Below are 18,518 nucleotides of genomic sequence, written 5' to 3'. Positions count from 1 at the left end.
AGAGAAGATGACGACCACCGCATTCAAGGAGCCGGTGGCGCAGGCACCGTCCGGTGCGGCCAGGCGCGAACCCCGCCGCCGCACCGGGCGGCCGAGCCGCGCCTCCATGCCGTATCTGCTGCTCCTGCCCGCCCTGCTGCTCGAACTCCTCGTCCACCTGGTGCCGATGGTCATCGGCATCGTGATGAGCTTCAAGGAACTCACCCAGTTCTACATCCGCGACTGGAGCACCGCCCCCTGGTCCGGCCTCGGCAACTACCAGGTGTCGGTGGACATCGACGCGCCCGTCGGGAACGCGCTGCTGCACTCCTTCTTCGTCACCGTCGGCTTCACCCTGCTGTCGGTCGCCCTGTGCTGGCTGATCGGCACCGCCGCCGCGATCTACCTGCAGGACACCTTCCGCGGCCGCGGCCTGCTCCGGGCGCTGTTCCTGGTGCCGTACGCCCTGCCGGTCTACGCGGCCGTCATCACCTGGGTGTTCATGTTCCAGCACGACAACGGCCTGGTGAACCACGTGCTGCACGACCAGCTGCACCTCACCGGCAAACCCTCCTTCTGGCTGATCGGCGACAACAGCTTCTACGCCCTGCTGACCGTGTCGGTGTGGAAGGGCTGGCCGTTCGCCTTCCTCATCGTGATGGCCGGACTGCAGAACATCCCCCGGGAGCTGTACGAGGCCGCCGCGCTGGACGGCGCCGGGATGTGGCAGCAGATCCGCCGCATCACGCTGCCCTCGCTGCGCCCCGTCAACCAGGTCCTGGTCCTGGTGCTGTTCCTGTGGACCTTCAACGACTTCAACACGCCGTACGTGCTGTTCGGCAAGTCCGCCCCCGAGGCCGCCGACCTCATCTCGGTCCACATCTACCAGGCGTCCTTCGTCACCTGGAACTTCGGCACCGGATCCGCCATGTCCGTCCTGCTGCTGCTCTTCCTGCTCGTCGTCACGGGCGTCTATCTGCTTCTCACCTCGTGCGGACGGAGGGCATCCAATGGCTGACCCCAACTCACCCATGGCACCGCCGCGTTCGTTCCTGTGGTCGAGGCGGATCTTCCTGACCCTGCTCAGCGGATTCGTGCTGGTCCCGGTGTACGTGATGGTGTCCAGCTCGCTGAAGCCGCTCGCGGACGTCACCGGCAAGTTCCGCTGGCTGCCGAGCGATCTGACCATCCGCCCGTACATCGACATCTGGTCGACGGTCCCGCTCGCGAAGTACTTCACGAACTCGCTGATCGTGGCGGGTGCGGCGACGGTCTGCTCGGTGGTGATCGCGGTGTTCGCCGCGTACGCCGTCAGCCGCTACGAGTTCCGCGGCAAGCGGGTCTTCACGGTCACGGTCCTGTCCACGCAGATGTTCCCGGGCATCCTCTTCCTCCTCCCGCTGTTCTTGATCTACGTCAACATCGGCAACGCCACGGGCATCGCCCTGTTCGGCTCCCGCGGCGGCCTGATCCTGACGTACCTGACCTTCTCCCTGCCCTTCTCCATCTGGATGCTGATCGGCTACTTCGACTCGGTGCCGCGCGACCTGGACGAGGCGGCGCTGGTGGACGGCTGCGGCCCGCTCGGCGCGCTGCTCAGGGTCGTCGTACCGGCCGCGATCCCCGGCATCGTCGCGGTCGCCGTCTACGCCTTCATGACCGCGTGGGGCGAGGTGCTGTTCGCGTCGGTCATGACCAACGACACCACCCGCACCCTCGCCGTCGGCCTCCAGGGCTACTCCACCCTCAACAACGTCTACTGGAACCAGATCATGGCCGCCTCGCTGGTCGTCAGCGTGCCCGTGGTCGCCGGTTTCCTCCTCCTGCAGCGCTATCTCGTCGCCGGTCTGACGGCAGGCGCCGTCAAGTGACCCGAGTGACCGACACCCCGCATTCCGAAGGGACTTCCGTGTCCGAACGCATCGACCTCGCCGCACTCCCGCACGACTTCCTGTGGGGCACGGCCACCGCGGCGTACCAGATCGAGGGGGCCGTCGCCGAGGACGGCCGTACACCCTCGATCTGGGACACCTTCTCGCACACCCCGGGGAAGGTCGCGAACGGCGACACCGGCGACGTCGCCTGCGACCACTACCACCGCTGGCGCGAGGACCTGGGCCTGATGCGGCAACTCGGCGTCAACGCCTACCGGTTGTCGATCGCCTGGCCGCGGATCCTGCCCGGCGGGACCGGCCCGGTGAACCCCGAGGGCCTGGCGTTCTACGACGAGCTGGTGGACGCCCTGCTGGAGGCCGGCATCGCTCCCGCCGTCACCCTCTACCACTGGGACCTGCCGCAGGTGCTCCAGGACCGCGGCGGCTGGCCCGAGCGGGATACCGCCTTCGCGCTCGCCGAGTACGCCTCGGCCGTCGCCGCCCGCCTCGGCGACCGCGTCAGGCTGTGGGCCACCCTCAACGAGCCGAGCTGCTCGGCCTGGATCGGCCACCTGGAGGGCACGATGGCCCCGGGCTGGACGGACCTGACCGCCGCCGTGCGCGCCTCCTGCCACCTCCTCCTCGGCCACGGCCTCGCCACCCAGGCGATCCGGGCCGCCGCGCCCGGCGCCGAGATCGGCATCGTCAACAACCTCTCCACCGTGCACCCGGCCACCGACCGCCCCGAGGACATCGCGGCCGCCCGCCGCCACGACGGCCATGTCAACCGCTGGTGGCTCGACCCGGTCCACGGCCGCGGCTTCCCGGGCGACATGGTCGAGACCTACGGCGTCGAACTCCCAATCCGGGCTGGCGACTTGGCGACGATCGCGACCCCGCTGGACTGGCTCGGCCTGAACTACTACTTCCCGGCGTACGTCGCCGACGCCCCCGGCGACCCGGCGCCGTACGTCCGTTCGGTGCGCCGGGAGGGTGTGCCGCGCACCGGCATGGACTGGGAGATCGACGCGAGCGGCATCGAGACCCTGCTGCTGCGGCTCACCGAGGAGTACGGCGCCCGGAAGATCCACGTCACCGAGAACGGGTCCGCCTTCCCCGACCTGGTCCGCCCCGACGGCAGCGTCGACGACCCCGAGCGCCAGGACTACCTGGAGGGCCATCTCGCCGCCTGCGCCTCGGCCGCCCGCAAGGGGGCCCCGCTCGCCGGCTACTTCGCCTGGTCCCTGCTGGACAACTTCGAGTGGGCGTACGGCTACGGCAAACGCTTCGGCCTCGTCCACGTCGACTACCGCACCCAGGTGCGCACGATCAAGGGCAGCGGACACCGGTACGCGGACATCGTCCGCCGCCACCGCGGCCAGGCACGCCGGGCCGCCTGATCCGGGCGTACGGCGGACGGCAACACTCGACCCGTGCTGGAGTCGGGGCCACCTCCTCGCCGAGAAACGACACGGCGCCGGCCGGCCGGCTGAGCTACCGGGCCCGTCGGCTGAACAGGACATCGGCGCCCCGCGTATCACCCGGACGTGGGAGGATCCCTCACCATGAGCGCGTCCCCGTCGGTGAGAGCCCTGCGTGCCGCGGTGTTCGCCGCGGTCTGCGTGCTGCTCGCCGCCGCCGGGCACGGATTCGCCATGGGCGACATGCCGCCGCTGTGGGCCGACGCGGCCGGATTCCTCGCCGTACTCGCGCTGGGCTGGGCACTCGGAAAGAGGGAACGCTCGCTGCCCGGCATCGGCGCGGCCATGCTGCTCACCCAGGCCGGACTGCACCTCGGCTTCGACGCCGCCCACCCCGCGACGGGGCGCCCGGCCATGCCGGACAACGCCATGGCCGCGATGCACGCCCATGCGACGGCCCACCCGGGCACCACCGTTCACGCCACCGCCGCCCACGTCCTCGCCGCGCTCGCCGCCGCCTGGTGGCTGCGGCGGGGCGAGGCCGCGCTGTGGTCGCTGCTGCGGCGGGCCGCGACGCTCGTGCCCGGCCTCACCGCCTGGTGGCGCGACACCTCGCTGCCCGCCCCCGCCGGCGCCGCCCCGCGCGTCCCGGCCGCGCCCGAACTCCTCCGCCTGACCCTGCTGCGGCACGCGGTCAGCACACGCGGACCCCCTGCCCCGATCCCGTACTCGCTCTGACCCCGCCTCACACACAATCCGTACGGAGATCGATTCGCCATGTCCGCATCACGTCTCACCGCGCGCCGCGCCGGAACCGTCGCCGCCCTGGCCGCCGCCACCGTCCTGTGCGCCGCGGGTGCCGCGTCCGCACACGTCACCGTTCACCCCGAGAGCTACGCCAAGGGAGCCACCGACGGGGTGCTGACCTTCCGCGTCCCCAACGAGGAGGACAGCGCCTTCACCACCAAGGTGCAGGTCTTCCTGCCCACCGACCACCCCGTCCTCGGCGTGCTCGTCCACCCGCAGGACGGCTGGACCGCCAAGGTCACCACCACCAAGCTCAAGACGCCGGTCAAGACCGACGACGGCACCATCACCGAGGCGGCCTCCGAGATCACCTTCACCGGCGGGAAGATCGGCGCCGGGCAGTACGAGGACTTCAACGTCGCCTTCGGCCAGCTGCCGGACGACACCGGTCAGTTGGTCTTCAAGACCCTGCAGACCTACTCCGACGGCAAGGTCGCCCGCTGGATCGAGGAACCGTCCGGCGGCGACGAGCCGGAGAACCCCGCCCCGGTGCTGAAGCTGACGGCCGGTGACGCGTCCGCCGCGCCGGCGCCCGCCAGGACCGCCGCCGCCACGGCCAAGGCGGCCGACACGAGCGACTCCACCGCTCGTGGCCTCGGCATCGCCGGGCTGGTCGTCGGTGTCCTCGGCCTCGCCGCCGCCGCGTTCGCGCTCGTACGGAGCCGGGCCGCACGCTCGTAACCGCTCGTAACCGCCGAAGTCGACGGCGAAGGGCCCGGACCGGCGAACCGGTCCGGGCCCCCTCCGCCTCCGGCGTCCCCGGCTCAGCGCGCCGCCAGCTCCAGCAGCTCCGCCCCGGCCGCCGCCTCCACGGATATGCGCGAGGTGCGCCACAGCCACCACACGTCCCGGCCGAAGGACCACAGCAGCGAGCCGAGGGCAAGGAGCACGATCGCGAGGTTCGCCGGCCGGGGGAGCAGCTCGGCGCCCGCCAGGAGCAGGGCTATCCCCTGGACCGCGGCGACGGTCTTGCGGGCGAAGGACGGCGGCAGCGGGGCGTTCAGCCAGGGGGCCATCCGGGCCGCCGCGACGAAGGCGTACCGCATCCCGCCGATCAGCAGCACCCACGGGCCCAGCTGGGTGGCGACGTACACGCTCAGCACCAGGATCAGGAACGCGTCGACCTCCATGTCGAAGCGCGCGCCGAGCGCGGTCGACGTACCGGTGCGGCGGGCCACCTTGCCGTCGACGCCGTCCAGGAGCAGGGCGACCGCGGTCAGCCCGACCAGCAGGGTCACCGGCGGCGCGCTCTCGAAGGAGTCCGCGACCAGCGCGGTCACGCCGCCCACCAGGGTCGCCCGGCCGAGGGTGACCCGGTTCGCGGGGCCGAAGGAGCGCAGGCAGGAGCGGTGCAGGGCGCGGGCGAGGACCGCCCAGGTGGCGAACGCGAACGCCAGCCCCGTCAGCCAGCCGGCCGGCCCCATGCCTATCGCAGTGCCGAGCAGGGCCAGCAGCAGGAGCTGTATGCCCGCTCCCACAGCGGTCTCCTGCTGGGGCCTCGCGTCGTATGTGTTGTTCAGGGCCACCGCACACCCTCCGGCCGAGTGACAGAGTCGATCAACGCCGCGTACTGTGCGCGGCCTGTGCACTTCTCGGTACGTGAACAACTTCCCTACTGTTCAGGAGGATGCCGATGAACCGCTCGGCCCGCGCGTTCTGGCTGCGCTCACCCGGCCACGGCGAGCTGCGCGACATCACCCTCGCGGAGCCCGCCGAGGACGAGGTCCTGGTGCGCGCCCTGTACTCCGGGGTGAGCCGCGGCACGGAGACGCTGGTCTTCCGCGGCGGGGTCCCGGAGAGCCAACACGCCGCGATGCGGGCGCCGTTCCAGGAGGGCGACTTCCCGGGCCCGGTGAAGTACGGCTACCTCAGCGTCGGCAAGGTGGAGCAGGGTCCGGCTGAGCTGATCGGGCGTACGGTCTTCTGCCTGTATCCGCACCAGAGCCGTTACGTCGTTCCGGTGAACGCCGTGACCGTCGTGCCCGACCGGGTACCCGCCGCGCGGGCCGTGCTCGCCGGGACCGTGGAGACCGCCGTGAACGCCCTGTGGGACGCGTCCCCGCTGATCGGCGACCGGATCGCGGTGGTCGGCGGCGGCATGGTCGGCTGCTCGGTGGCCGCCCTGCTCGCCCGCTTCCCCGGCGTCCGGCTCCAACTCGTCGACGCCGACCCGGCCCGCGCCAAGATTGCCGGGGCGCTCGGCGTGGACTTCGCCACGCCCGAAGACGCCCTCGGCGACTGCGACCTCGTCGTGCACGCCAGCGCCACCGAGGCCGGCCTCACCCGCGCCCTGCAACTCCTCGCCCCAGAGGGTACGGTGGTGGAACTGAGCTGGTACGGCGACCGGCGTGTCTCCCTGCCGCTCGGCGAGGCCTTCCACTCCCGTCGGCTCACCGTGCGCAGCAGCCAGGTCGGCACCGTCTCCCCGGCCGCCCGCCCCGGCCGCACGTACGCCGACCGGATGGCGCTCGCCCTCGATCTGCTCGCCGACCCCGCACTGGAGGCGCTCATCACCGGGGAGAGCGCCTTCGAGCAACTCCCCGACGTCATGCCGAAGCTCGCCTCGGGCGAGATCCCCGCCCTGTGCCACCGGATCCGGTACGCCGAGACGGGCCTGACCTGAGAAAAGAGTGAGAGAGGGCTGAACGCGGGGAAGCGAAGAGCCGTACTACACGGCATCCCCCGCCGGGTAAGGGCAAGGGGGACCAGACGCGTCGTACCTGGAGGGTCGTCCGTTGTTCAGCATCACCGTCCGCGATCACATCATGATCGCCCACAGCTTCCGCGGCGAGGTGTTCGGGCCCGCGCAGCGACTGCACGGCGCCACGTTCCTCGTGGACGCCACCTTCCGCCGCGAACAGCTGGACGAGGACAACATCGTGGTCGACATCGGCCTGGCCACGCAGGAACTACGCCTCATCACCGCCGAACTGAACTATCGCAACCTCGACGACGAGCCCGAGTTCGCCGGCGTCAACACCTCCACCGAGTTCCTCGCCAAGGTCGTCGCCGACCGGCTGGCCGAACGCATCCACAAGGGCGCCCTCGGCGAGGGCGCCAAGGGCCTCGCGGGCATCACCGTCACCCTGCACGAGTCGCACATCGCCTGGGCGAGTTACGAGCGTGGCCTGTGACCGGGACGACCAGGGAGCGGGCACGGCTGACCTACGTCCCGGCGCAGCCCACAGCCGTCGTCGCCGTCGAGAAGGCCGGAATCACCCCCATGTCCCTGCGCACCGTGCACTTCGTCCTGCCGGGCGGCGTCGACGACCCGGCCGCGCCCAGCGGCGGCAACGCCTACGACCGCCGGGTCTGCCTGGACCTGCCCGGCTTCGGCTGGCAGGTCGCGCGGCACGCCGTGACCGGCGCCTGGCCGCGCCCCGAACAGGCCGCCCGCGACCACCTCGACCGCATCCTGAGCGACCTGCCGGACGACGCGGTGGTGCTGCTGGACGGGCTCGTCGCCTGCGCGGTCCCGGAGCTCGTCACCCCGCACGCCGACCGCCTGCGCCTGGCCGTGCTCGTCCACCTGCCGCTCGGTGACGAGACCGGCCTCGCCCCGGCCGTCGCCGCAGACCTCGACGCCCGCGAACGCGCCGTGCTGCGCGCCGCGCCCGCCGTCGTCGCCACCAGCGACTGGGCGGTACGGCGGCTCGTCTCCCACCACGGACTCGCCCCCGAACGGGTGCACGTCGCCGCGCCCGGCGCCGACATCGCCCCGCTCGCGCCCGGCACCGACGGCGTCTCCCGGCTGCTGTGCGTGGCCGCCGTCACCCCGCGCAAGGGCCAGCACCGGCTCGTCGAGGCACTCGCGGCCGTAAGGGACTTGCCGTGGACCTGCGAACTGGTCGGCGGTCTCGGCCACGACCCCGGGTATGTCGCGCGGTTGCGGGGGCTGATCGCCCGGCACGGCCTCGCCGACCGGCTGCACCTGACCGGCCCGCGCTCCGGCGCCGACCTGGACGCCACCTACGCCGCCGCCGACCTCATGGTCCTCACCTCCTACGCCGAGACCTACGGCATGGCGGTCACCGAGGCCCTGGCCCGCGGCATTCCGGTCCTCGCCACCGACGTGGGCGGCCTGCCCGAGGCGGTCGGCCGCGCCCCCGACGGCGGGGTGCCGGGCATCCTCGTCCCGCCGGAGGACCCCGCCGCACTCGCCGCCGAGCTGCGCGGCTGGTTCGGCGAGCCCGACGTACGCCGCCGGCTCAAGGCCGCCGCCCGCGGCCGCCGCGCCGCGCTCGACGGCTGGGCCACCACCGCCCGCAGCCTGGCCGGAGTCCTCGCCCGGCTCCCCGAAGCCCCGAGGAGGGCGGCATGACCACGCCGGAGACCACGACGAACGCCATGGCGTCGATCCCGGCCCAGGGCGGGCCGAGGGAAGCGGCGGCCGCGCGGAGGACCGAGGGTGAGGGGGAACCGGTGCGGGAGGACGGTCGAGCGCGTGCGGGGGAGGGGGAAGGCGGCTCGCGCCAAGCGGCCGGCGATGCCCGGGACTCCGGCAACGCCACCGGCACCAGCGGGCCCGGCGCGGACTCCCCGGTCGTCGCCGGGGCCGGGCCCGTCGGCCGTCCCGGCGAGCGGGCCACCGTACGGCTGCGCGACGACGAGACCGAGGAACCGCCCCGGTACGCGCCCGAATGGCTGCGGCTGCGGGAACCGGCCGACGCGGCCGCCCGAGCGCAGGAACTGCTCGACGCGTTGCGCATCCGGCTGGCGAACCTGCCGGGCCGCACCGGCGCACTCGCCGTGCACGACCTCGGCTGCGGCACCGGCTCGATGGGCCGCTGGCTCGCGCCCCGCCTGGACGGACCCCAGCACTGGGTCCTGCACGACCGCGACCCCTACCTGCTGCACTTCGCCGCCGTGGGCTCCCCGCGCTCCGCCGCCGACGGCAGCGCCGTCACCGTGGAGACCCGGCGCGGCGACGTGGCCCGGCTGACCCCGGACGCGCTGGCCGGCGCCTCGCTGGTCACCGCCTCCGCGCTGCTCGACGTCCTCACCCGCGAGGATGTCGGCACCCTCGCCGACGCCTGCGCCGGGGCCGGCTGCCCCGCGCTGCTCACGCTGTCCGTCGCCGGGCGCGTCGAACTCACCCCGGCCGACCCGCTGGACGCGGAGATCACCGACGCGTTCAACGCCCACCAGCGGCGCGCCGGGCTCCTCGGCCCGGACGCGGTCACCGCGGCCTGCGAGGCGTTCGCCGCGCGCGGGGCCGCCGTACGCGTACACCCGAGCCACTGGCGGCTCGGCCCCGGGGAGTCGGCGCTGACCGAGCAGTGGCTGCGCGGCTGGGTGGGCGCGGCCGTGGAACAGCGGCCCGAACTGCGCGAGCGCGCCGAGCGCTATCTGCGGGACCGGCTCGCCGCCTGCGCGGCCGGTGAGCTGCGGGTCGTGGTCCACCACAGCGACCTGCTGGCCCTGCCCCGGCCGACGGGCGGCGCCTCATGACCACGCGGTCGGCGGCCACGGAGTCCGAGCAGCGGGCCGGCGGAAACGGCACGCACGCGCGCGTACAGGGTTCCGATACGGCGCACGCGCGCGTGCCCGACGGTGGCCCGGCAGGTGTGTGCGTGTACGGCGCCGGCACGGTTCACGCCCGGGTGCGCAGCGCGGGTACGGCGCGGGCGGCAGCGCCGGCGGCAGCCCGGGAGGCCGGCGCCGGACTTCCGGACGGCCCGCCCACGCCCGCGCAGCCCCCCACCCCCCGGCGTCCCGGCCCCCGCGCACTGCGGACACACTTCGGCACCCTCGCCGGCGTCGTCATCCTCGGCTTCCTGCTGTGGCGGCTCGGCACGGGCGTGCTCGTCGACGGGCTGCGGCGGATCGACACCGTGACGGTGCTGGCCGCGCTGGGCATCGGCGTGGTCACCACCGTGTTCAGCGCCTGGCGCTGGCAGTTGGTGGCCTGCGGCCTGCGCATCCGGCTGCCGCTGGGCCCCGCCGTCGCCGACTACTACCGGGCGCTGTTCCTCAACGCGGCGCTGCCCGGCGGGATCCTGGGCGATGTGCACCGGGCGGTCCGGCACGGGCAGAGCGCCGGTGACCTGCGGCGCGGGGTGCAGACCGTCGTCCTGGAACGCGTCGCCGGGCAGATCGCGCTGACCGTGTTCGCCGCGGCGGTGCTGCCGACCCTGCCGTCCCCGGTCCGCGCCGAAGCCCGCGACCTCGCTCCGCTCGTGGTGCTCGCCCTGGCCGGTGCGCTCGCCGTCGTTCTCGCCGTCCGCATGAACCGCGCGCCCACCCGGCGTACCGCGGGACTGCGCACCGCCCTGGGCGAGGCTCGCCAGGGCCTGCTGTCGCGCCGGGGCGGGCCGGGCATCGCGCTGTCCTCCGCGGTCGTCCTGGCCGGCCATCTGGTGATGTTCGTCGTGGCGGCCCGGGTCGCCGGCTCCGCGGCCCCGGTCGCGGTGCTGGTCCCGCTCGCCGTCCTCGCCCTGGTCGCCATGGGACTGCCGCTGAACGTCGGCGGCTTCGGACCCCGCGAGGGCGTGACCGCCTGGGCGTTCGCCGCCGCCGGACTCGGCGCCGGCACCGGGGTCGCCGTCGCCGTCGTGTACGGCGTGCTGAGCTTCGTGGCGAGCCTGCCCGGCGCCGTCGTCCTCGTCGTGCGCTGGTACGGCGGTCTGCGTGCCGCCGGCCGTCAGCGTTCCGGCGCCGGGGTGAGCAACGCGAAATACGGCTCGAAGGATTCCGCCAGGCTCGCCAGCAGTTCCTTCCCCTTTTCCGCCGAACCCAGGGAGGGACGGCCGATGACGCCCGATTCGGTATAGGCGGACATTCCCACGGTGAGCAGATGACGACGGTCGTCAGCGGTGAAATCGGCGGACTCGTAACCAGGGCGGACGAATTCGGGATGAGCGTGCAGCAGAATCGAGGTCTCGATTTCCCCCGCGTGCATGTCGGTGAGCAGCGAGGTCCGCACCCCCGCCCGCTCCCGCGCCGTCTCCCAGTCCTCGGCGGCCGGGAACAGCGCCATCCGCTCACCGCGCGCGGACGCCTCCTGTACGACGTTGCCCAGAACGTAGTTGCCGCCGTGCCCGTTGACCACGACGAGCGCGTCGACGCCCGAGCGGCGCAGCGACGCCGCGATGTCCCGGACCACCGCATGGAGGGTCACGGAGGAGATGCTGACGGTCCCCGGCCAGTCCGCGTGCTCGTGCGAGCAGGAGACCGTCACCGGAGGGAGGAGGTGCACCGGGTACGCGGCGGCGATCTCCCGCGCCACGGCGCAGGCGACGAGCGTGTCGGTCGCCAGCGGAAGGAACGGACCGTGCTGCTCGAAACTGCCGACGGGAAGGACGGCCACCTGTGCTGAAACGCCCGCCCCCCGCGCCCGCACGTCTTCCGTGGTGTCCGTCGGCACCACGCCGTGCGCCCTGCCGTAAGCCACCCCGTCAGCCGCCGTACGCGCGCCCGAACCACTCATCTTTTCACGGCCTTTCGTCTCTGCTTAGGAATCAGATCATGACAGAAAACACCGGCGCCAACCTCGGCGTACTCGGCAAGAAGTCCCCGCGGCGTTCGGGTGCGGAACGCGTCGTGAATGCGCCACTGCCCACCGTGTACGGGAAATTCCAGGCGATCGGCTACCTGGACCACGACCGCGGTGACGAGCAAGTGGCCCTGGTGTACGGCGAGATCGGCACCGAGAACGTGCTCACCCGGCTGCACTCGGAGTGCCTGACCGGGGACGCGTTCGGCTCCCGGCACTGCGAGTGCGGCGACCAGCTGGCGTCCGCGCTGCGCGCCGTCGTCGCCGAAGGCAGCGGGATCGTCGTCTACTTGAGGGGCCACGAGGGCCGCGGCATCGGACTGCTCGCCAAGCTGCGCGCGATGGCCCTGCAGGCGGAGGGCCTGGACACGGTGGAGGCGAACCTCGCGCTCGGCCTGCCCGTCGACGCCCGCGACTACGGCGTCGCGGCCGAGATCCTGCGTGACCTCGGGGTGCGCTCGGTACGGCTGATGTCCAACAACCCGCGCAAGCGGGAGGCGCTGGTCCGGCACGGCATCCAGGTCGCCGAGCAGGTGCCGCTGCTGATCGAGCCGTGCGAGAGCAACATCACGTACCTGCGCACCAAGCGGGAGCGGATGGACCACATCCTGCCCCACCTGGACGCCGTCGCCCACGGCTCCTGAGGACGGCCGCGACGCCCGCCGCCCCGCCCCATGGGCGGTGGGCGGCGGGGACCCGGCCGGTCAGTCCAGCAGCGCCTCGTGCACCAGCCGCCGCAGCTCCGGGAAGATCTTCAGCGTCTTCGGGCGCACCTGCGTCATGAACTGCACCGTCAGCTCGTGGGCCGGATCGACCCAGAACGCGGTCGTGGCCGCGCCGGTCCAGCCGTACGTGCCGAGGCTCGACGGGGACAGGGTGCGGGACGGGTCGGTCACCACCGACACGTTGAAACCGAAGCCGAGCCCGTCGTTGCCGGGCTCCTGGTGGACGGGGGCGCCGAAGGAGCGCACCATCGCGTCGCCGGGCAGCTGGTTGCGGGTCATCAGCGCGACCGTGTCCGCGGACAGCAGCCGGACGCCGTCCAGTTCGCCGCCCCGGCGCAGCATCTCCATGAACCGGTGGAAGTCGTACGCGCAGGAGACCAGGCCGCCGCTGCCGGACAGGAACCGTGGCCGGCCGTGCACGGGCAGCCCTGGCACCGGCTCGATCCCGCCCCCGTCGGTCTCCCGGTACAACTCGGCGAGCCTGCCGGCCAGTTCGGTCTCGATGTGGAAGCCGGTGTCGGTCATGCCGAGCGGACCCAGGATCCGCCCGGCGAAGAACGCGTCCAGCGGCTGCCCCGACACCACCTCGATCACCCGGCCCAGTACGTTCGAGGCGACCGAGTAGTTCCACTGCGTGCCCGGATCGAACTGCAGCGGCATCCGCGCGTACACCTCGACCGTCTCCGCCAGATCGGCGCCCGGCGGCACCGAGTACTCCAGACGGGACGCGCGGTAGAGGGCGTCGACGGGATGCCGGTGGTAGAAACCGAACGTCAGCCCCGCGGTGTGGGTGAGCAGATGCCGGATCAGGATCGGTCCGGCGGCCCCTCGGGTGCGCATCTCGTCGTCCGGACCGCCGTCGTACACACGGGGGTTGGCGAACTCCGGCAGATGACGCTCCAGCGGGTCGTCCAGCGACAGCCTGCCCTCCTCCACCAGCAGCAGCACCGCGACCGCGGTGACCGGCTTGGTCATCGAGTAGATCCGCCACAGGGTGTCCGCCTCGACCGGCAGCCCGGCCGCGACATCGCGCCGGCCGTGCGTGGTGAGATGGGCGACCCGGCCGCCTCGGGACACGGCCACCAGAAAGCCGGGCAGCCGCCCCTCGTCGACGTAGTGGGCGATCCGCTGGTCCAGGCGGTCCAGCGCCTTGCCGTCCAGCCCCGCCTCACCCGGGTCGACTTCCTGCCGCAGCTGTGCCATCGCTCTCCTCCCGTCGCCTCCGTACGCCTCATCGTCGCGCAGGAGCACCGCCCCGGACCCGCTGATCAGGGGTGTGTGTGATCGACGCGACGCCGCCGGGTCCGCGAGGCGCACGCTCGTCGCCGGCCGCGGGCAGCGCACACGCCAAGAGCACGCCGAGTGCTGCCACGGCCGCCAGGGCGAGCAGTGCCGGCCCGGTGCCGGCGCCCATCAGCGTGCTCGCCGCGGCCACCCCCACGGCCGGGCCGACGTTCAGCGCGGTCTGCTGCAGCCCGCCCGCCACTCCGGCCACCGCCACTTCCGCGCGTCGTACGACGACCTGGGTGGCCGCCACCATCACCGTTCCGAACCCGGCGCCCAGCAGGGCGAACGCACAGCCGAGCGCCGGTGCGGAGGTGGCCCCGGACAGTACGAGGACACCGAGGGCCAGGAGCGCCGTCGCCGCCGTCGTCGTACCGCGCGGCCCGAACCTGCGCAGCAGCACCGGGCACAGCGCGGCGGACGCCACCATCAGCACCGCCAGCGGCAGACTGCGCAGTGCGCTGTGCAACGGGTCGAGGCCGAGCCGGCGTTGCAGTACGTAGGTGGCCACGAACAGGGCGCCGAACAGGGCCGCAGACACGGCGACCAGCACGCCGAGCGCCGCCCCGACCGCCCGCGAGCCGATCACCGAGGGTGGCAGCAACGGGCTCGCGGTACGCCGCTCGTGCCGCACGAGGACGGCGGCGGTGACCGCGGCGACGGCGAGCCCCGTCCCGGAGACCGGCCGCGCGGTCAGCGAGTGCACCAGGCAGGACAGGGTCACCGCGAGCAGCACGGCACCCGGCACATCGAGCGGCGGCCGGGAGCCCGCAGGGCGCGGCTCGGGCCGCAGCAGAGCCGGCAGGCCGAAGGCCAGCGCGGGCAGCACATTGACGAAGAACACCGCCCGCCAGCCGAAAGAGGTCACCAGCGCCCCGCCCACCAGCGGCCCCGCTGCCGCCGCCAGCCCGATCGCGGCCGTCCGTACGGCGAGGGGCGCGGCCAGCCGGTCCGGCGGGAACGCGACCCGCAGCATGCCCAGCGTGGCCGGCTGCAACAGGGCCCCGAACACCCCCTGCGCCGCCCGCAGTCCGATCACCCAGCCCACGCCGGGCGCGACACCGATCCCCGCTGACACCGCCCCGAACCCCAGCAGGCCGAGCGCGAACACCCGCCGTTGCCCGTACCGGTCACCGAGCCGCCCCGCGAACACCAGCAGGCTCGCCACGGCGACGAGATACGCCGTACTGGTCCACTGCACCTCGGCGAACGACGTGCCCAACTCCCTTTGCAGGCGCGGCTGCGCGACCGTGAGGACCGTACCGTCGAGTGCGACGACCACCGCGCCCGCCACACTGCTCGCCAGCGTCCACCGCCGGTTCACCGGCCGTCCTCCGGGCCCAGGTGCGCCAGGAGTGCCGCATCGAGCAGCGGACCGAAGTCGTCCTCCCCGAGGGCGAGTTGGAGACTGCGCCAGCGCCACAGCTGGGCGATCCCGTGCAGGTTCGCCCACAACGCCCCCGCCACCCGCCGGGCGTCGGCCTCGGGCCGGACCTCACCGACCAGCCCGGCGAGCATGCCGAACAACGGCAGGCTCGTCTCCCGTAGCCCCAGGTGCCCGCTCTCCAGCAGATCATGACGGAACATCAGCTCATACATGCCCGGGTTGTCCAGTGCGAACTCCAGATACGTCCGCGCCAGCGCCGCCAGCCGGGCGCGGGGTGTCGCCGATCCCCGCGGGGGTGTGTCCCGCACCCGATCGGCCAGGTCGGCGAAGCCCCGGCGGGCGATCGCCGACAGCAGCTCCCGATGGGTGGGGAAGTAGCGGCGCGGCGCCCCGTGCGAGACCCCGGCCCGCCGGGCGATCTCCCGCAGGGTCAGCGCCTGCGGCCCCTCGGCGGCCAGCAGTTCCACACCCACGTCGACCAGACGGTCTCGCAACCCGATGTCGGACTCAGTCATAGACACTGTCTACCAGGAGCGAGTAGACAGTGTCTACCCACTAACCGGGGTGAGGGAATGCGGCGCCCGCTCCGGTGAGTTGACCGTGTCATGAGCGAAGACTCCACCCCGGTCCCCTCGCAGGACGCGCTGCTCGACCTGCTCGCCGAAGGCGACGCCGGCGTACTGGTCACCCTCAAACGCGACGGCCGCCCCCAGCTGTCCAACGTCAACCACGCCTACTATCCCGACGAGCGCGTCATCCGGATCTCCGTCACCGACGACCGCGCCAAGACCCGCAACCTGCGCCGCGACCCCCGCGCCTCCTACCACGTCACCAGCGCCGACCGCTGGTCGTTCGCCGTCGCCGAGGGCACGGCCGAACTCTCCCCGGTCGCCCAGGACCCGCACGACGACACCGTCGAGGAACTGATCCGGCTGTACCGGGACGTTCAGGGCGAACATCCGGACTGGGACGACTACCGGGCGGCGATGGTCCGCGACCGCCGCCTGGTGGTGCGGCTGTACGTCGACCGGGTGTACGGCATCCCCAAGCGCTGACCCGCCCCGGGTATCCGGCTACGACGCCCCGGCGGTCCGTGTCTCGATCGCGCGCAGTACGGCGACCATGTCCTCGCCGCCGTACCCCTGCGCCACCGTCTCCTCGAACAGCGTGTGACACACATCGAGGAGCGGTGAGGCCAGCCGTGCCGTGCGGGCCGCCTCGGCGATCAGGCGGTTGTTCTTCAGGACGTCCAGCGCGGCCGCCTGCACCGCGAAGTCCCGGTCGAACAGCTTCGGTGCCTTCATCCGGGAGACGCCGCTGGCCATGGGCCCCGCATCGAGGACGTCCAGGAACAGCCGCCGGTCCAGGCCCTGCCGCTCGGCGAAGTGGAACGCCTCGGTCAGCCCGGTCACCAGCGTGATCAGGAAGAGGTTCACCGACAGCTTCATCAGCAGGGCGCTGGGCACCGGCCCGCACGCGAACGTCTCCCGGCACAGCGGCGCGAGCAGCGGCCGTACGGTGTCCACGGCGTCCTTTTCCCCGGCGAGCATCGCCACCAGCTCGCCCCCCTCCGCCGGGACCCGCGATCCGGAGACGGGCGCCTCGACGTAACGGCCGCCGGCGGCCCGGATGTCGGTCTCCAGGGCGTGGGAGTACTCGGGGGAGGTGGTGCCCATGTGGACCACGGTGCGTCCCGCGACCCGTGCCGTGAGTGACGGTGTGCCGCGACCGAGGACGGCGTCGACCGCGGCCTCGTCGGCGAGCATCAGCAGCACGACGTCCGACCGCGCGAACACCTCGTCGGCGTCCTCGGCGACCGTGGCCCCGGCTGCGCGCAGGGGTGCGGCGCGTTCCGGGGTGCGGTTCCAGACCACCAGGGGGGTGCCGGCGGACACCAGGCGCTGTGCCATGGGCCGGCCCATCACTCCGAGACCGATGAAACCGACGTTCACGGGGCCGCCCTTCGCTCCGGGAGCCGACTATGACCGCTGTCATAGTAGCGGTCGTTATGACGCCGGTCATAGAGTGGGGGCGGCGAGGATCGGAGGCCGGTGATGAGCGAGGCGCGACGGGGGCCGCGGGAGCGGATGGTCTTCAGCGCGGCCCAGCTCATCCGGCGCGACGGCGTCGGCGCGACCGGTATGCGCGAGGTCGCCGCCCACGCCGGCGCGCCGCGCGGCTCGCTCCAGCACTACTTCCCGGGCGGGAAGGAACAGCTGGTCAACGAGGCGGTCGGCTGGGCCGGACGGTATGCGGGCAGGCGGATCGCGCGCTTTCTCGCGGGGCTGGAGGAACCGACGCCGAGCGGTCTGTTCGCGGCGATGGTCGCGCAGTGGACCGACGAGTACGCGGCCGACGGCTTCGCGACCGGTTGCCCGGTCGCCGCCGCCGTCGTCGACTGTTCCTCCGCCGGCGGTTCGGCCCGGGAGGCCGTGGCCGCCGCGTTCACCGCCTGGCGGAGCCCGCTCGCCGAGGCCCTGACCGGCATGGGGGTGCCGGCGGCCCGGGCGGATTCCCTGGCCACGCTGATGATCAGCGCCCTGGAGGGCGCGATCCTGATGGCCCGTGCCGAACGAGACGTACGGCCCCTGACCACGGCCGTGCGCGAACTCGGGCCGCTGCTCGACGCGGCGGTGCCCCCTGCCCTGTAGGGCCGATCCACGCGTCTCTTGCCAAAACGGATCTTGGTCGTGAATGATCACGCCCTGCGGGGGCGCGGTGATCTGACGAGTGGCCTGTGGCCCGTCTCCCTGCCGCACGCCTGCTTCATCTTTCCCGACCACTTTCGTCAGCAGGAATTCCAGGGGGAACCATGTCTGCCCAGCATGCCATGAGCACGCCAAGTACGCCGGACGTGCGCGCGGCTGAAGCCGAGGAGCGCCCGCTACCGCCCGCCCGGTCCCGGGGCAGCGCCATCAGCGGCTGGGTCCTCACCATCGGGCTCAACGTGGCAGCCCCGATCTTCACGTACAACGCCCTGCGCGACCAGGGGTGGAGCGAGTTCGCCGCGCTGCTGGCGAGCGGCGCCTGGCCGGTGCTCGACAGCGCCCTGCACCTCGCGTGGAGGCGTCGCCTCGACGAGTTCGCCGTGGTGACCTTGGTGTTCCTGGTGATCACGGCTGTGGTGTCGCTCATCGGCCCCCACTCGGCCCGGGCCCTGCTGGTCAAGGACTCGGCCATCACCGGCCTGTTCGGACTGCTGTGCCTGGCGACGCTGCCGGCCCCGCGACCGCTGATGTTCTATTTCGGCCGCAAGTTCGCCACCGACGGCACCGCCGCGAGCACCGCCTGGTGGAACGGCCTGTGGCAGTTCGAAGGATTCCGCACGACCATGCGGACGATGACGGTGGTCTGGGGCGTGGCCTACTGCCTGGAGGCGGTGCTCCGCATTGCGCTGGCCTCCGTGCTGAGCTCCGACACCATGGTGACCCTGAGCCCGATCCTGATCTACGGCGTGCTCGGCAGCCTCATCCTGTGGACGGTCATGTACGGCAAGCGGGCCCGGCGCCGAGGCGAGGAGCGCGCCGCCGCGACTGCCGCCTAGGG

Annotated in this window: 19 protein-coding genes and 1 pseudogene; 14 read left to right on the top strand and 6 right to left on the bottom strand. The window is 72.8% G+C overall.

Going from position 1 to position 18,518, the window contains the following annotated elements:
- Positions 1-7 precede the first annotated feature (7 nt).
- From ACWC0C_RS30150 to ACWC0C_RS30130, 5 genes are all read left to right on the top strand, one after another.
- Entirely contained in the window at positions 8-997 is a 990-nt protein-coding gene (locus ACWC0C_RS30150) for a carbohydrate ABC transporter permease (protein ID WP_450867173.1), read from the top strand.
- 13 nt (positions 998-1,010) lie between these two features.
- Positions 1,011-1,850 (top strand): carbohydrate ABC transporter permease, encoded by an 840-nt coding sequence (locus ACWC0C_RS30145; RefSeq protein WP_450867192.1) that lies wholly within the window; start codon positions 1,011-1,013, stop codon positions 1,848-1,850.
- Positions 1,851-1,888: 38 nt separating this feature from the next.
- Positions 1,889-3,253 carry a GH1 family beta-glucosidase gene (locus ACWC0C_RS30140; RefSeq protein ID WP_450867172.1) on the top strand — a complete coding sequence of 455 codons (1,365 nt, stop codon included), beginning with the start codon at positions 1,889-1,891 and terminating at the stop codon, positions 3,251-3,253.
- A gap of 165 nt (positions 3,254-3,418) precedes the next feature.
- On the top strand, positions 3,419-4,012 hold the full coding sequence (locus ACWC0C_RS30135) for a hypothetical protein (RefSeq protein ID WP_450867170.1): 594 nt from the start codon (positions 3,419-3,421) through the stop codon (positions 4,010-4,012).
- A 39-nt stretch (positions 4,013-4,051) separates the two neighbouring features.
- Positions 4,052-4,762 carry a YcnI family protein gene (locus ACWC0C_RS30130; protein ID WP_450867168.1) on the top strand — a complete coding sequence of 237 codons (711 nt, stop codon included), beginning with the start codon at positions 4,052-4,054 and terminating at the stop codon, positions 4,760-4,762.
- 83 nt (positions 4,763-4,845) lie between these two features.
- Here the strand turns inward: ACWC0C_RS30130 and ACWC0C_RS30125 are convergent, their stop codons facing one another.
- On the bottom strand, positions 4,846-5,607 hold the full coding sequence (locus tag ACWC0C_RS30125; RefSeq protein WP_449201169.1) for a CDP-alcohol phosphatidyltransferase family protein: 762 nt from the start codon (positions 5,605-5,607) through the stop codon (positions 4,846-4,848).
- Positions 5,608-5,714: 107 nt separating this feature from the next.
- On the opposite strand from ACWC0C_RS30125, the gene ACWC0C_RS30120 reads away from it, so the two are divergent.
- From ACWC0C_RS30120 to ACWC0C_RS30100, 5 genes and pseudogenes are all read left to right on the top strand, one after another.
- The gene (locus ACWC0C_RS30120; protein ID WP_450867167.1) at positions 5,715-6,704 is read left to right on the top strand and encodes a dehydrogenase; all 990 of its coding nucleotides are present in this window, start codon (positions 5,715-5,717) and stop codon (positions 6,702-6,704) included.
- A gap of 112 nt (positions 6,705-6,816) precedes the next feature.
- Positions 6,817-7,215 carry a 6-pyruvoyl trahydropterin synthase family protein gene (locus ACWC0C_RS30115; RefSeq protein ID WP_450867165.1) on the top strand — a complete coding sequence of 133 codons (399 nt, stop codon included), beginning with the start codon at positions 6,817-6,819 and terminating at the stop codon, positions 7,213-7,215.
- Complete coding sequence (locus ACWC0C_RS30110; protein WP_450867164.1) at positions 7,212-8,402, top strand: glycosyltransferase family 4 protein; 1,191 nt, start codon at positions 7,212-7,214, stop codon at positions 8,400-8,402. Before ACWC0C_RS30115 ends, ACWC0C_RS30110 begins: the two co-directional genes overlap by 4 nt.
- On the top strand, positions 8,399-9,532 hold the full coding sequence (locus ACWC0C_RS30105; RefSeq protein ID WP_450867162.1) for a class I SAM-dependent methyltransferase: 1,134 nt from the start codon (positions 8,399-8,401) through the stop codon (positions 9,530-9,532). Before ACWC0C_RS30110 ends, ACWC0C_RS30105 begins: the two co-directional genes overlap by 4 nt.
- A pseudogene (locus ACWC0C_RS30100) lies at positions 9,529-10,614 on the top strand (lysylphosphatidylglycerol synthase transmembrane domain-containing protein); the annotation flags it as partial. The gene ACWC0C_RS30105 and the pseudogene ACWC0C_RS30100, both read left to right, overlap by 4 nt.
- Before the next feature lie 110 nt (positions 10,615-10,724).
- Here the strand turns inward: ACWC0C_RS30100 and ACWC0C_RS30095 are convergent.
- Positions 10,725-11,510: a creatininase family protein gene (locus ACWC0C_RS30095; RefSeq protein ID WP_450867161.1), complete on the bottom strand. Its 786-nt coding sequence runs from the start codon at positions 11,508-11,510 to the stop codon at positions 10,725-10,727.
- A 38-nt stretch (positions 11,511-11,548) separates the two neighbouring features.
- Here ACWC0C_RS30095 and ribA point away from each other — a divergent pair, with 38 nt between their 5' ends.
- Positions 11,549-12,220 carry a GTP cyclohydrolase II gene (ribA, locus tag ACWC0C_RS30090; protein WP_449201175.1) on the top strand — a complete coding sequence of 224 codons (672 nt, stop codon included), beginning with the start codon at positions 11,549-11,551 and terminating at the stop codon, positions 12,218-12,220.
- 60 nt (positions 12,221-12,280) lie between these two features.
- On the opposite strand, the gene ACWC0C_RS30085 is transcribed toward ribA, so the two are convergent.
- The 3 genes from ACWC0C_RS30085 to ACWC0C_RS30075 are packed head-to-tail and all read right to left on the bottom strand — an operon-like array spanning position 12,281 to position 15,487.
- Positions 12,281-13,504: a serine hydrolase domain-containing protein gene (locus ACWC0C_RS30085; RefSeq protein ID WP_450867159.1), complete on the bottom strand. Its 1,224-nt coding sequence runs from the start codon at positions 13,502-13,504 to the stop codon at positions 12,281-12,283.
- Between the two features lie 28 nt (positions 13,505-13,532).
- On the bottom strand, positions 13,533-14,909 hold the full coding sequence (locus ACWC0C_RS30080) for an MFS transporter (protein ID WP_450867158.1): 1,377 nt from the start codon (positions 14,907-14,909) through the stop codon (positions 13,533-13,535).
- Entirely contained in the window at positions 14,906-15,487 is a 582-nt protein-coding gene (locus ACWC0C_RS30075) for a TetR/AcrR family transcriptional regulator (RefSeq protein WP_450867156.1), read from the bottom strand. Before ACWC0C_RS30075 ends, ACWC0C_RS30080 begins: the two co-directional genes overlap by 4 nt.
- Before the next feature lie 90 nt (positions 15,488-15,577).
- On the opposite strand from ACWC0C_RS30075, the gene ACWC0C_RS30070 reads away from it, so the two are divergent.
- Positions 15,578-16,027, top strand: a complete 450-nt coding sequence (locus ACWC0C_RS30070; protein WP_450867154.1) for a PPOX class F420-dependent oxidoreductase — start codon at positions 15,578-15,580, stop codon at positions 16,025-16,027.
- Positions 16,028-16,045: 18 nt separating this feature from the next.
- Here ACWC0C_RS30070 and ACWC0C_RS30065 read toward each other — a convergent pair whose 3' ends face one another.
- Positions 16,046-16,924, bottom strand: a complete 879-nt coding sequence (locus tag ACWC0C_RS30065) for an NAD(P)-dependent oxidoreductase (protein ID WP_450867152.1) — start codon at positions 16,922-16,924, stop codon at positions 16,046-16,048.
- A 102-nt stretch (positions 16,925-17,026) separates the two neighbouring features.
- Here ACWC0C_RS30065 and ACWC0C_RS30060 point away from each other — a divergent pair, with 102 nt between their 5' ends.
- Together ACWC0C_RS30060 and ACWC0C_RS30055 are read left to right on the top strand one after the other, a co-directional pair.
- Positions 17,027-17,623, top strand: a complete 597-nt coding sequence (locus ACWC0C_RS30060; protein WP_450867150.1) for a TetR/AcrR family transcriptional regulator — start codon at positions 17,027-17,029, stop codon at positions 17,621-17,623.
- Between the two features lie 179 nt (positions 17,624-17,802).
- Positions 17,803-18,516 carry a VC0807 family protein gene (locus ACWC0C_RS30055; RefSeq protein WP_449201181.1) on the top strand — a complete coding sequence of 238 codons (714 nt, stop codon included), beginning with the start codon at positions 17,803-17,805 and terminating at the stop codon, positions 18,514-18,516.
- Positions 18,517-18,518 lie beyond the last annotated feature (2 nt).

It is taken from the genome of Streptomyces sp. NPDC001709 (assembly GCF_053596375.1).
The sequence above is the reverse complement of the archived record's forward strand: the minus strand, read 5'-3'. Positions and strand labels throughout refer to the sequence as shown.